This is a genomic window from Marinimicrobium sp. C2-29 (genome assembly GCF_038419845.1).
Taxonomy (GTDB): domain Bacteria; phylum Pseudomonadota; class Gammaproteobacteria; order Pseudomonadales; family Cellvibrionaceae; genus Marinimicrobium.
Window position 1 is genome coordinate 1 of the sequence record NZ_JBCAQT010000016.1, and the last position, 14135, is coordinate 14135.

The following is a 14135-nucleotide window of genomic DNA, read 5'->3' on the forward strand; positions in this document are numbered from 1 at the left end:
AGTGTGGTGTGGAGATATTACCTACATCTGGGTCGACAGTCGCTGGCATTACCTGGCCGTAGTGATGGACCTGTACCGCCGTCGGGTGATTGGCTGGTCCTTGTCTACCAGACCCGACGCCGAGCTGGCGGCAAGGGCCCTTGAATTGGCCTACGAGCAACGAGGCCAGCCGGAGGGGGTGATGTTTCACTCAGACCAAGGTTGCCAGTACGCCAGCCAGCTGTTCCGGCAGCGTCTGTGGCGTTATCGGATGAAGCAGAGCATGAGTCGGCGTGGCAACTGTTGGGACAACGCTCCGATGGAGCGCGTGTTCCGCAGCCTGAAGTCAGAGTGGATACCCTCACTGGGTTACCGTTCGAAAGCCGAAGCGACAAGAGACATCAGCTATTACTTGATGGACTATTACAACTGGCGTCGGCCCCATCAGTACAACGATGGGGTACCGCCGGCAAAAGCGGAAAATCCATCTAAATTATTGTCCGGAATTAGTTGACCACTACAGCTCCGCCCACCGAAAACCATGGTGGGGAAACCCCACCCTACCTTCGACGCCCCGTACGGCCGGCCCCGCCCACCGCCCGACATGGCCGACCCCGTAGGGGGGGCTCCGCCCACCAACTCCTGGGTAAAAATTACCCGAATTGATCAAAGTAAATTCCCTCCGCCCCCTTTTTACTCCGCCCACCACAATGGACTTAATACCCCTATTGATCGCCGCAACCCGATCGCTTGATGTTGGCATCAAAATCAACTAACCTCCGCGCGAATTAATGTGCAGGAATTCGTTGTCGCCTGGCGCTAAAGATTGAGCAAGTCGGTCGATAAGTAGAAAAAGTGTTTTTGTAATAGGGCAGGGCCATGAACTCGCAGTCGATATTCAACCTGAAAAATTTATCCGTTAGCTGGAAGCTCACGATTGGTTTCGGCCTGGTGCTTTTGTTGACAGTCATCATCAGCCTTTTCTCATACCTGGGCCTGACCCAGACCGTTGAGCGGGTCGATAAAGCCGATGACGCCAATCGAATGGTAAAGCAGTTGCAAGAGGCACGAATTGCCGAAAAGAACTTCATTCAACGGGATGACGATGCCGAAATTCAAGAGTTTGAGAGTCAGGTTGAACAAACCCTTGAACAAGCACAACATCTGAAAGAAACCGGTTTTGATGATCCTCAGAACATTCGATTGATGGAGAGTTTGATCAAGGAGGTGACAGAGTACCGCAGTGCATTCGAGCGCTATGCGGAGTCGGCGCAGGCGCGCCGGTCCGTCGTGACTGACATGCGGGATAGAGCCCAGGCAGCTCTGGCCTCCCTGGACGACCTTCGCCAGCAGTTGGCGGACGATGTTGAGGTGCTTATCCAGAATGAAGGCAGCTATCCTCGCCTCAGAAGCAATCTGGTTATTTCCGAGAATGCCAATGTCGCCTCACGACTTATGATGGAAGCCCGGCGGGATGAAAAAAACCTGATGAGCTTTCAGGATGACGATTATATAGACCAGGTAAACGCATCGGTTGAGGGCGCCGCCCGGGAGCTGGCGCAGGTTGATCGCGAGTTCCTGACTGAAGCCCAGGGCCGCCTGCTCGATACAGTCGAGTCTGAGATTCAGTCCTACAAAAAGAGCTTTAACCGCTTTGTTGGCCTCCAGTCGGACGGTTTTCGGGCAGAACAAGCGATGTTGAAGTCGGCTCGGGAGGCAATTGACTCTGCGGAAGCCGCCCGACTCGATCAGCGCACGCAAATGCAGAATATTGTCACCCGCACCCAGGCCAGCGCTATTTCGCTGCCCCTGTTTGCCCTGGTTATTGGCGTAGCCGCCGCGTTCGTGATTACCCGTATGATCGTTCCACCGCTGGTTCGGGCCGCCCGTATTGCGCGCGAGGTGGCGGACGGCAACCTGACCGTCACTGTGCCCGCCGGTGGCAATGACGAGGTCGGCACCGTTCTGAACGCCATGAAGTCCATGGTGGACGGCCTGCAGCAAATGGTGGTGAATCTGCAGAACAGTGCCCAGGAGATCTCCTCAGCGGCCGAAGAGCTGTCCACCGTGACCGTGCAGACCTCTGAAGGTGTCCACGAACAGAAGCAGGAAGTGGACCAGACGGCTTCGGCCATGACCGAGATGAGCGCCAGCATTCAGGAGGTGGCCAACAATGCGGAGCGCGCGTCCACCGCCGCACAGGACGCCGATGAGGGCAGCACCGAGTGCGAGAAGCTGGTGCGCGCCAGCCAGGATTCCATTCTTACCCTGGCGGGAGATATCCGCCAGTCCGCCGAGATCGTGGATCAGGTCAAACACAACAGCAACACCGCCACCACCGTGCTCGATGTGATCAAAAACATCGCCGAGCAAACCAACCTTCTGGCCCTCAACGCCGCCATTGAAGCCGCCCGCGCGGGCGATCAGGGTCGAGGTTTCGCAGTGGTGGCGTCCGAGGTGCGCACCCTGGCCATGCGCACCCAGGATTCCACCACCGAAATTGAGCAGATCATCTCCGAGCTACAAAGTCGGGTCGATGAGGCGGTGTCCTCCATGGAGGACAACCGCGAAAGTGCAGAAAGCACCGTGGAGCGGGGAGAGGAAGCCGCCAAGGCGCTGCGCCGTATCTCCACAGCCGTCGGCGACATTGCCGACATGAACACCCAGACGGCATCGGCCGCCACCCAGCAGAGCTCCGTGGCGGAACAGATCAGTCACAGCGTCCAGCGCATCAGCGACATCGCCGATCAGTCGTCATCCGGCGCGGAGGAAACCTCCCGCTCCAGCGAAGAATTGGCGCGCCTGGCCCAGCAAATCCAGGAAATGACCCAGCGCTTTCAGGTATAAGCCAAGGGTAGGGCACCCATTCGGAGCTCACCCTCAACCCGTAGGGTGGGCTCCGCCCACCGAAAAACCAAGGTGGGGAAACCCCACCCTACCTTCGACGCCGCGTACGGCCGGCCCCGCCCACCACCAAATTGATCAAATAACGCACAAATCGATCAAAATAAAATCCCTCCGTCCCCTTTTCGGGAAAATAATTTGCGCGCCAACTGTCCCGTAACCACTTGTTTTTACTGATATTTCAAAAAATCAACCGCCAATCCCGCAAATTGACTCAATTTCTTCTAAAGCTCCCCCGGTTCTCGTCGATAACCTTTACAGAAGACCTGGTGACCAAATGTTCCGGGCTTCACTGTCCGACATGATCCACGGCTGGTAAAGCCTGTGAACACAATCAAAGCTTAGGAGATCCATCATGGCTCTAGTAATCAATACCAACGTCGCTTCACTGAACGCCCAGCGTCAGCTGATGAGCTCAGGCAATGCTCTGGACCAGGCTACCGAACGCCTGTCATCCGGTCAGCGCATTAACTCCGCGAAAGATGACGCCGCCGGCCTGGCAATTTCCAACCGCATGACATCACAGGTTCGCGGCCTGGATCAGGCCATCCGTAACGCCAACGATGGCGTATCGATGATTCAAACCGCCGAAGGCGCCCTGCAGGAAGTGACCAACATTCTGCAGCGGATGCGGGAACTGTCGGTTCAGTCTGCCAACGGTATTTACACCGACTCCGACCGCCAGACTCTGGACGCGGAAGTTCAGCAGATGGTGGAAGAAATCGACCGTATTTCAGAAACTACCTCTTTTAACGGCCAGAAACTGCTGGATGGCAGCTTGGGCTCGGTGGCACTGCAGGTGGGCGATCAGTCTAATCAGACCATTGAGTTGAAAGTACAGTCTATGGACTCCAGCTCTCTGGGACTGGGTTCAACTAGTTCTGATTTGTCGGGTGGGGCCGTTTCGACCTCCCTTTCGATTGGTGAGGGAGATGTTTTGATTAACGATCAGGCGCTTGGTGCGCATGACTTTAGCAGCGAACCGCTAAATGATCTGATCAAAGACATTAATGACAATATCGAAGGTGTTTCCGCTTCCGGCTTCAACGTGTTCGAGTCTGGCGCCGCTGGTACGGGCGTGTTGGCTGCTGGAGATACTTTTACCATTTCCGTGGGTTCTACTGACGGGTCGGATCCTACCGTATACACCATCGGCGGTCCAGGTATTGCTACCACCAGTCGCTCCGAGCTAGAGGCCCTGATTAATGAAAAAACCGGGGGTGCTGTTAGCGCCTCTTTTGGTGAAGATGGCAAGCTGTCTTTGAGTAACGATACTGGTGGTAGTATCACAGTGGCTGCCGGCACCGCAACTGATGCAGAAGTGCTGGCTGCTACCGGGTTTAATACTGCTGTGCCAGCTGAAGCAACGCAAGCGGGTAGCATTGCACTGACATCTGATGACGGCAGCGCCATTACCGTCTCCAAGGGCGCCAGTGGTGAAGATGCTGATCTCGGTGCCTTGGGTTTCAACACTGTTTCCGGCGCTGGCGAAGTGTTGGGTACTTCTTTGGGTAGTGTCGCTCAAGGTACCGCTTTGGAAGCGGGTGCACTGGTTATTAATGGTACATCAATCAGCGCAACGGATGCTGACAATCTTGCGACCAAAGTTGAAAACATCAACGCCGTCAGCGACGAGACAGGAGTAACGGCGTCGATAGTTGCGGAACAATCTTTTAGCTTTGATGGAAGCGTTTCTGCAACCCAAATCACGGGCAGTCAAACCTCGTCTACGCTCGTTACCGGGGGCGCATTGTCAGTAAATGGTTTTGATGTGACGTTGACAGCTGGTGATACTTGGGCTGAAGTTGCGTCAGATATCAATGCCCAGAATGCGAGCACTGGCGTAACAGCTTATGTGGATTCAGCGGGCGAGCTGAATCTGTTTTCAGAAAGCGCCATTACTTTGGATGGGGGAACCACTAGCTTTGCTGCAGATTCCGGTATTACAGCGGCTCCTACCACGGTTGCAGCGAGCGCAGTCAGCACTGGCAGCCTGAGCATCAACAGTACCTCGGTTACCCTTAGCGACTTGACCGACATAGAACAAGTATTGAGTGATATTAATGCTCAGCAAGCCTCTACTGGGGTGCGTGCCAGTATAGACGACAATGGCCAGTTGCAGTTTAAATCCAACTCGACCATGACACTGAGCATGGGTTCAGCCAACGGGCTTGAGTCGGCGGCAGCTTTGGGAATTACCTTTGATCAGAACGCGCTAAATACAGCCGATGGCGCAAATGATACATTCGTTGTTGACCCTAGAATCGCGCTGGATTCAGCGAATGACCAGTCGATCAGTATAGAGGTGACCGGCAACGGTACTACAGCAACTGGTTTGACCAATCTGAACACTGAAGCTAGCACCGCCCAGACCGGCTCAGCGATTAGCAACATCAGCATCGCGACTCAGTCCGGGGCCCAATCAGCCATCGACGCCATTGATACCGCGATTGGTACCATTGGTGAAGTGCGCGCCGATCTGGGTGCGGCCAACAACCGCCTGGACTTCACCGTGTCCAACCTGTCCAACATCAGCGAGAAGACCTCAGCGGCCCGTTCGCGGATTCTGGATGCGGACTTTGCGGCAGAAACCGCCGCGCTGAGTAAGGCTCAGGTTCTGCAGCAGGCTTCTCAGGCGATGTTGGCCCAGGCCAACGCCCGTCCGCAGCAGGTTCTGCAGCTGCTTCAGTAATCGGTAGTCTGAACCACTCCACCGGTTCGCCGGTGGAGCCCTTGAGAGGGTAGTGATATGAGTGAAGTGACGACAGTTAGCAGCTATAAGCAGCCTGAAGGTTACACCGATCGGGCTGCCCGGCAGGCTTCACCTGATTCATCCCGTCAAGCGGCAGAGGAGGGGGGCAAGATGTTGCCGCCCTCTGTTTCGTTAGAGCCCACGAAAGACCAGCCCACCTCGGCCGACATTATGTCGAAGAGGGTCACGGACGCTGTCGCTCAAATGAATGAGTATATTCAGAGCACTCAGCGGGACTTGCGCTTCAGTATTGATGAAGCCTCTGGCGAAACCATTGTCAAAGTACTCGATCGGCAGACGGAAGAGGTCATTCGGCAAATCCCGGATGAAATTTTCCTGAAATTGGCACGAAGATTGGATGCCAATGAGCCGGTACACTTTTTCAGTGAGCAGGCTTAGCGAGAAACAATCAGCTAGGTAGACGATGAGGGGTGCCAATGGCACCCCTTTTTCGATTCTGGGGTCCTGTATTCCGGTGATGGGACAAATACCCTGCAACCCGGTTAAAGTTTATGCAAAAGCGGCCGATACCTATGATAGGCAGCGAATATTCGGCAAAAGGCGACGTGCTATGGCAGTGAATGACATCAGCAGCAATATTATCAACCAGTTGGGGGGCGGTTCGGGCATCGATACCCGCAACCTGGTCAACCAGTTGGTAGAGCTGGAGCGAGCCCCGGAGGAGCAACGGCTGAACCGGCGTGAAGAAAAGCTGGAAGCGCAGATCTCCGGCTTGGGGCTGATGCGCAGTGCCGTGGATGAGTTTGAAGGTGTGTTGGGGGTACTTTCAAATCCCGACACTTTCAATGCCAAGTCGGCGTCGATTTCCGACACCAGCCTGATGGCGGTCAATGAGCTGAAGCCGGACGCGGTTCCCGGTAATTACCGGATCAAAATAGAGCAGGTGGCGCAGTCACAGTCACTGAGCTCGGCTCCTTATGCAAGTCTGGATTCGGCCATCGGCACGGGAACCTTGACCCTTCGTTTCGGCGACTGGGCGGATGATTTGAGTGGTTTTACGGTAGACCCGAACTCCGAAGGCGCGGCCATTGAAATTGATGAAAGCAATAACAGTCTGGCGGGATTGCGGGATGCAATCAACAAGGCCGATGTCGGTGTGCAGGCCAGTATTGTCGGCCAGGAGGGCAGCTATCAACTGCTGCTGACTGGGCCCACTGGCGCTACCAAAGAATTGGAAATTACGGCCGCAGAGGGCGCCACCGCTGGCTTGGCGAACTTTAACTTCAATGAAGCGAACAAAGGTTTTACCGAACAGCAGAAAGGGCAGGATGCCATCCTGCGAGTAAATGGTCTGCAGGTTACCCGGGAAAACAACACCATTGATGATGTGATTGATGGTGTCGAATTTGATATCTTTAACAGCGATATCAATGAAGAGATCAGCATTAATGTGTCTGAAGACCGAGGTCAGGCAGAAGAAGCCATTCGTGGTTTTGTCGAGGCTTACAACAGCCTTTACAAAGAGATGCAATTCTTACTGGACAACGACTCGGGTGAAGAGGGGCAGGGTAGCCTCAACTCGGACCCTTTGGCGGCGAACATGCTGCGGACTATCCGTGGGCAGTTGGGAGCGGCGGTTCCGGGGATTGAAGGGGGCTTCAGCTCTCTGGCGAATATGGGTATTCGCACGAAGCTCGACGGTACCCTGGAAATTGTAGAGAACGGTAAGGCGACCGACTTCCGTGCGGCTATGGACAATAATTTCGAAGAAATCCGAAACCTGTTTGTGCCTAACCTGGAGTCCACCAACGCCCGGATTGACGCCACGGCCTTTGGGAATCGCACCCAGGCGGGAAGCTATGAGGTAGACATTACCCAGGATGCTAGCCGAGGCGTGTTGGCGGCGGATCCCGCAGCGGTCGCCGGTTTGGATACCACCGGCAAAGACTACAGCTTCACTGTAAAAGTCGATGGCAAGGAAGCGGCCCCGATCAGCCTGCCGGAAGGCAAGACCTATGCTTCGGGCGAAGAGCTGGCCAATGAACTACAAACATTGATCAACCTCGATAGCACTTTAAAAGAAAATAACGCCAAGGTACGTGTGACGTATGAAGGGGGCGCGCTGAAGTTTGAGTCCAATGCCTACGGTAAAAACAGCCAGGTAGAGTTTACCGCGGTTGGGGCCGATATGGGCGATATGGGCATTACTGTCAAGAAGGGAACGGCGGGGGTCGATGTGGCCGGTACCATTAATGGTGAGGAGGCCTTTGGCTTTGGACAGGTATTGCGTGGCGCCATTGGTTCGCCCGCCGAAGGCTTGAGTATGTTGGTGGCTCAGGGGGCGACCGGCGGTACGATCACCTTCTCAAGGGGACTTGGCGCGAATCTGGCCGGTACGATTGATGGCTATATGCGCAGTAACTCCGGCTTGATCGCGGAGCGTGAAGCGAACCTGAGGTCCGACCTTGATGAGATCGAAGATGATAGAGATCAACTGGACCGGCGCACGGAAGCATTCCGGGCGCGCCAGGAATCGCAGTTTCTTATCATGGAGCAGATCGTGCGCAGCCTGAATAATACCGGCGACTTTCTGGACGGCATCAATGATCGCCTTCCTTTCACCGCGAAAAGCAGCTAAGTAGAGAAGTCCGACAGCGATATCAAAATAATTCACTGACAAGCAGCTAAAGTTTCCCCATCAACCGCCGTAATAAAGGTTAGTTCGATGGTAAATGCCACCGAAAATGATGATGACATAAAACGGGGATCCGGTATGAACGCTTACGCTCGCGCGGCTCAAAATTACTCTTCCATGAAAGTGCAGTCCGGAGCAGTGGACGCTTCTCCCCACCGCTTGATTCAAATGCTGTTTGAGGGTGCGCTCGAGCGCATTGCCCAGGCCAAGGGCGCCATGCAGCATAACCAGATTGCCCGAAAAGGTGAGCTGATTCAGAAGGCCATTAATATTGTCGATGGTCTGCAGGGCAGCCTGAAGGACAAAAAGGAGGACGGCGAACTTGCGGATGAGCTTAACGAGCTGTATGACTACATCATTCGTGCCTTGACCGAAGCCAATTATAAGAACAGTGTGGAACGACTGGACGAATGCGGTCGCCTCTTGGGCGAACTGAAGTCTGCCTGGGACGGCGTTGCCTCCGAGGTCCGTTGAGATGGCGCTGGTATCAGTCCCTGGTCCCGACTACCGGGGGGATGCGGGCGTTGCCCAGGTGCGCGAGTTGCAGCGCGAGCTGGTGGGTGCCCTGCGCCGTGAAGACTGGTCCCGGGTGCGGGAGCTGGACCGCGCCTGTGCTGGCCTGGTGGAGCGGGTGATCGACGCCAACCAGCAGGATGGCGCTGCCCTGGTCCGTGCCTTGAGCGAGCTCAAGGGCGTGTACGCCAACCTGATTGACCGCTGTCACCGCGAAGTCCTGAAGATGGCGTTGTAATTTCTCCGTCAAATTTTCTCCCTTGAGTCTGTCATCTAATCCGTCATTTTTCCGTCATTTTGGCGTTTTCGGCATTGCCGCAGGCGCCAAATCCTGCCAAAATCCATTCCCCTGTGACCTGCATCACACTTTTGAGGGGGCGACTTGGGGGCTCCCGCAAAACCTGACATTGAGCATTAAAACGACGTTTATTTGACTCCCGGTGGGGGGTCGTCTATTAGTGGGTGGCAGTGTGGCTTTCATGCAGGGAAGATCCGCGCGTGCCGAATGACAACAAATCCAAATGAAGATAATGATTTTTAGGGGCCTTGGGGTATGTGGCGAAACACACATGTGTGGGTGGTGGATGATAATAGCCAAAGGCGCCGGGAGCTGGCGGTCATACTGGAGTTTCTGGGGAAGACAGTCACCGAAAGCGGCTGGGACGGCTGGCATGAAAATCAGCCCAAACGCGGTCAGGATGATGAAGATCGCGGCGCGATGGCTCTGTTCCTGGGTGAGGCCCCTGAGTCTGTAAGCCTGGAAAAACAACTGAAAGAGATTCGCGATCGGCAGGATGACCTGCCGGTGGTGTTACTCGACGATCAGCCCCTGCCGGAAGCCTCGGCCCCCGAGCTGGCGCGCATGGTGATTGCCATCATGAGCGTGCCCCCGGCCTACAATCAATTGCTCGACACCCTGCATCGCGCCCAGTTGTACCGGCAGGCGCAACAGGCCAGCCGCCGCCAGCCCACGCGCCGCCCCGTGCACCTGTTCCGTAGCCTGGTGGGAACCAGCCGGGAAATTCAGGACGTGCGTGAAATGATGTCCCAGGTGGCGGATAAAGAGGTGTCGGTGTTGATCACCGGTGAATCCGGTACCGGTAAAGAGGTGGTGGCGCGCAACCTGCACTACAACTCGCCCCGTCGCGACGGGCCCTTTGTGCCGGTGAACTGCGGCGCGATACCGGCCGAACTGCTCGAGAGCGAGCTGTTCGGGCACGAGAAGGGCGCCTTCACCGGTGCCATCAGCGCCCGGGCCGGCCGTTTTGAACTGGCCGAAGGCGGCACCCTGTTCCTGGACGAGATCGGCGACATGCCGCTCAATATGCAGGTGAAAATCCTGCGCGTACTCCAGGAACGCACCTACGAGCGGGTGGGCAGCAACAAGACCCTCAACGCCGATGTGCGCATCATCGCCGCCACCCATCGGGACCTGGAAACGATGATTGCCGAAGACCGCTTTCGCGAGGATCTCTTCTATCGCCTGAATGTGTTTCCGATCGAGCTGCCGGCGCTCAAGGAGCGGGGCGAAGACGTGCCGTTGCTGATCAACGAACTGATCGCCCGCCTGGAAAGCGAAGAGCGCGGCTCCATCCGCTTCAATTCAGCGGCCATTCTCTCACTCTGCCGTCACCCCTGGAGCGGCAACGTACGCGAGCTGGCCAACCTGGTCGAGCGCATGGCCATCATGCAACCCTACGGTGTGGTAGGCGTGCAGGATTTACCGCCCAAGTACCGACACGTGGAAGTGGCCGAGGAAGACTTTGGTTTCAATGCCGAAGAGCCGGCGATCAACGGCCAGGCCGGCTATATCAGTATGACCGACACTCCGCTGTTGCCGGAACAGGGCATTGATTTACGCGAGTACATCAGCAATCTGGAGCGGGAGTTGATCCAGCAGGCGTTGAATGATTGCGGCGGGGTGGTCGCGCGGGCGGCGGATCGGCTGAGCGTCAGGCGGACGACGTTGGTGGAGAAGATGCGGAAGTATGATCTGCAGCGTTGATTGACCCGAGTTTTGGGTACAAAAAAACCGGCGAGGGATCGCCGGTTTTTTTGTTGGTGGGCGGAGCCCTACAATAATCGGTGGGCGGAGCCCACCCTACGCGTGAGTTAGCGGAATTACCGCCAACCCGTAGGGTGGGCTCCGCCCACCAACAATGAGGCGGCCGAGCCTACCCTACGCTCTACGTGAGCGGGCTCTGGGTTGCTCCGTGCGGCGGTTATTGCCACCGGGGCGGCTATTGCCCGGGCGGCTGTTGGAACGACCGCCTGGCTTGCCGCGACCGGCTGGCTTCTGACCGCCCATCTTGATCGGCTCCGGGCGAATGCTCGGGTCCGGCTCAAAACCGGGAATCACCACCTTCTCCACGTCTGACTTGATCAGCCGCTCAATGCCGCGCATGAAATTGTGCTCATCCACACACACCAATGAAACCGCCACACCTTCGCGCTCCGCGCGACCGGTGCGACCAATGCGGTGGACATAATCTTCCGGCACATTGGGCAGCTCGTAATTCACCACATAGGGCAGTTGATCGATATCGATACCGCGCGCGGCGATGTCGGTGGCGACCAGCGTGCGGACCTTGCCGCTTTTGAAATCGCTCAGCGCTTTGGTGCGCGCGCCCTGACTCTTGTTGCCATGAATTGCGGCGGCGGAAATTCCGTCCTGCTGCAATTGCTCGGTCAGGCGGTTAGCGCCGTGCTTGGTGCGGGTGAATACCAGCACCTGGCGCCAGTCGCCGTCACCGATCAGGTAAGAGAGCAGTTCGCGCTTGCGTCCGCGGTCCACCGGGTGAACGCGCTGGGTAATGCGCTCGGCGGTGGTGTTGCGCTTGGCCACTTCAATCAGCTCGGGGCTGTTCAGCAGCTTGTCGGCCAGCGCCTTGATTTCGTCTGAAAAGGTGGCGGAGAACAGCAGGGTCTGCTTTTTCGCCGGCACCAGTTTCAGTACTTTTTTGATGTCGTGAATGAAGCCCATGTCCAGCATGCGATCGGCTTCGTCCAGAATCAGGGTTTCGATGCGATCCAGCTTCAGTGCGTTCTGTTGCACCAGGTCAAGCAGGCGACCGGGAGTGGCCACCAGAATGTCCACGCCTTTGCGCAGCGTCATCATCTGCGGGTTGATGCTCACGCCGCCAAAGACGACGGTGGAGCGCAGATCCAGGTGTTTGCCATAGGTACGCACGCTTTCGTGCACCTGGGCGGCCAGTTCCCGTGTCGGGGTCAGAATCAGGGCCCGCACCGGGCGATAGCCCTTCGCCGGCAGCTCTTTCTGGCTGAGTCGCTCGAGCAGCGGCAGGGTAAAGCCGGCGGTTTTACCGGTACCGGTCTGGGCGCCTGCGAGCAGGTCGGTGCCTTTGAGTACGGTGGGGATGGCCTGGGCCTGGATGGCGGTAGGTTCGGTGTAGCCGGCGTCATCAAGGGCGCGCAGCAATTCGGCTCGAAGGCCGAGTTCAGCAAATGTCATTAAGTGTATTCCCGTGGCCCGCTCCCTTCCCAGCTTGTGTGGGTACGGTCTGGGTGAGCCAATGATAGGTATCAGAGAGGTGCGGTGCCGACCGAAGGACACCGGAGCGCGGAGTTTAACAGGGTCGGTTGCCGGGCGCCAGCGGTTTCGGTTTCACAGGTGTAGGTGTTCTAACCTGGTCGCCTGATGGTCTAACCCCTTTCCGGAACACGCTGTTATCGCCAAGGATGGCGTGTATGCAGACAATGCAGGAGCAATTGTCTGTAAATACATCCCTGTAAGCTCGTCGGCGGGGTCCCTCCCTTCGACGGTCCCGGAAAGGGGTTAGACCATCAGGCTTCGTGCCATACCGACCCGTAGGGTGGGCTTTGCCCACCTTTTGGGCGTGGTGACATTGTATGTTGGTGGGCGGAGCCCACCCTACGGTTCGCCAATTAATTGACTGTGCGGGATGGGGTTAGTCTCTTAACTGTCTGAAAAATAAAGGGTTTCATCGTTGGCATTGCCTTTGCAGTGGACCTCTGTAGTCATTGGCCTTGTGCCGGTTTTACGTTAACAGACAGGAAGGAGTGCTCCCATGGCGGAGGGCGCATCATCAGACAGCAAGTCGCGCAAGCACGCCGTCAAGGCAAAAAGCGCCTCGGTGGTATCACTGCATCCGCGTGATGAACATCTCGAAGAGGTAACGGCCGACGGTGTCGATGACGGCCGGGCGAAGCAGCTCAAAGAGGCGTTCGACCTGTTTGGTGATCTGTCCCAGCAGCTGGTGGATTCCTACCAGATGCTGGAAAACCGGGTGGCCGAGCTGAATCAGGAGCTGACCAGTGTCAGTGATCAGCGGGTGGAAGAGCTGGCGGAAAAGGAACAGCTCGCCAACCGTCTGGAAAACCTGATCAATTTTCTGCCCGGCGGTGTGGTGGTGCTCGACTCCAGCGGTCGGGTGACCGAGTGTAATCCCACGGCCATTGATCTGCTGGGTGAGCCGCTCGAAGGGGAATTGTGGCGGGTGGTGATTGCCCGGGCGTTTTTGCCGCGCCGGGACGACGGCCACGAAGTCTCACTGCACGACGGCCGGCGCATCAGCATTGCCACGCGCAATCTGGGCGCCGACGGTCAGATCATTCTGCTTACTGACCAGACCGAAACCCGCCGCCTGCAGAGCGAGCTCAGCCGGCACGAGCGACTGTCCGCGCTGGGCAAGATGATGTCCGCGCTGGCCCACCAGATCCGCACACCGCTCTCTACCGCCATGCTGTACGCCGGGCATCTGCGCAACCCGCAACTGCAGGAGGGGCGGCGTGAGGAGTTTGCCGGCAAGTTGTCCAACCGGCTCAATCACATCGAGCGGCAGGTGCAGGACATGCTGCTGTTTGTCAAAGGCGAGCTGCCCCTGAACGATTACGTCACGGTAGCGGAGTTGGAGCAGGCGCTGGCCGAGGCCATGGAAGTGCCGCTCAGCACCTCGGCATCTAATTGCGACTGGTCCAATGACTGTGGCCATGTGCCTTTGCGCTGCAATCGCGAGGCCCTGATCGGGGCGCTGCTCAACCTGGCCAACAACAGCATTCAGGCGGTGGGGAAGGGTGCCTCCCTGTCTGTTTCTTTCAAATATCAGTCATTGAAGGGCCAGGCCTGGCTCAGTATTACCCTGGCGGATGATGGCCCCGGCATTGATCCGGAGTTGATGCCCCGGGTGCGCGATCTGTTTGTGACCACCAAATCCCAGGGCACGGGGTTGGGGCTGGCCGTGGTGCAGGCGGTGGCCCGCGCCCACGGCGGTGCCTTTGATCTGCAATCCCCCCCGAAGCAGGGCACTCAGGCGATCGTGCTCTTGCCCCTGACACAATAATCTCAATCCC

Annotated in this window: 10 protein-coding genes; 9 read left to right on the forward strand and 1 reads right to left on the reverse strand. The window is 57.0% G+C overall.

Annotation, left to right across the window (positions count from 1 at the left end; genetic code table 11):
• From AAE484_RS14920 to AAE484_RS14955, 8 genes are all read left to right on the forward strand, one after another.
• Positions 1–493: IS3 family transposase (locus AAE484_RS14920; RefSeq protein ID WP_341939221.1), on the forward strand; the 493-nt coding region annotated here is incomplete at its 5' end.
• Positions 494–858: 365 nt separating this feature from the next.
• Positions 859–2826, forward strand: a complete 1968-nt coding sequence (locus AAE484_RS14925; protein ID WP_341939222.1) for a HAMP domain-containing methyl-accepting chemotaxis protein — start codon at positions 859–861, stop codon at positions 2824–2826.
• Between the two features lie 412 nt (positions 2827–3238).
• A complete protein-coding gene (locus AAE484_RS14930; protein ID WP_341939223.1) occupies positions 3239–5575 on the forward strand; it encodes a flagellin N-terminal helical domain-containing protein in 2337 nt (778 codons plus the stop codon).
• 57 nt (positions 5576–5632) lie between these two features.
• Positions 5633–6034 (forward strand): flagellar protein FlaG, encoded by a 402-nt coding sequence (locus AAE484_RS14935; protein WP_341939224.1) that lies wholly within the window; start codon positions 5633–5635, stop codon positions 6032–6034.
• Positions 6035–6113: 79 nt separating this feature from the next.
• Complete coding sequence (gene fliD / locus AAE484_RS14940; RefSeq protein ID WP_341939310.1) at positions 6114–8234, forward strand: flagellar filament capping protein FliD; 2121 nt, start codon at positions 6114–6116, stop codon at positions 8232–8234.
• A 135-nt stretch (positions 8235–8369) separates the two neighbouring features.
• A complete protein-coding gene (fliS, locus tag AAE484_RS14945; protein WP_341939225.1) occupies positions 8370–8765 on the forward strand; it encodes a flagellar export chaperone FliS in 396 nt (131 codons plus the stop codon).
• A gap of 1 nt (position 8766) precedes the next feature.
• A complete protein-coding gene (locus AAE484_RS14950; RefSeq protein WP_341939226.1) occupies positions 8767–9042 on the forward strand; it encodes a hypothetical protein in 276 nt (91 codons plus the stop codon).
• 315 nt (positions 9043–9357) lie between these two features.
• Complete coding sequence (locus tag AAE484_RS14955; protein WP_341939227.1) at positions 9358–10809, forward strand: sigma-54 dependent transcriptional regulator; 1452 nt, start codon at positions 9358–9360, stop codon at positions 10807–10809.
• 174 nt (positions 10810–10983) lie between these two features.
• Here the strand turns inward: AAE484_RS14955 and AAE484_RS14960 are convergent, their stop codons facing one another.
• Positions 10984–12276 (reverse strand): DEAD/DEAH box helicase, encoded by a 1293-nt coding sequence (locus AAE484_RS14960; RefSeq protein WP_341939228.1) that lies wholly within the window; start codon positions 12274–12276, stop codon positions 10984–10986.
• Between the two features lie 577 nt (positions 12277–12853).
• On the opposite strand from AAE484_RS14960, the gene AAE484_RS14965 reads away from it, so the two are divergent.
• Positions 12854–14125, forward strand: a complete 1272-nt coding sequence (locus tag AAE484_RS14965) for a sensor histidine kinase (RefSeq protein WP_341939229.1) — start codon at positions 12854–12856, stop codon at positions 14123–14125.
• Positions 14126–14135 lie beyond the last annotated feature (10 nt).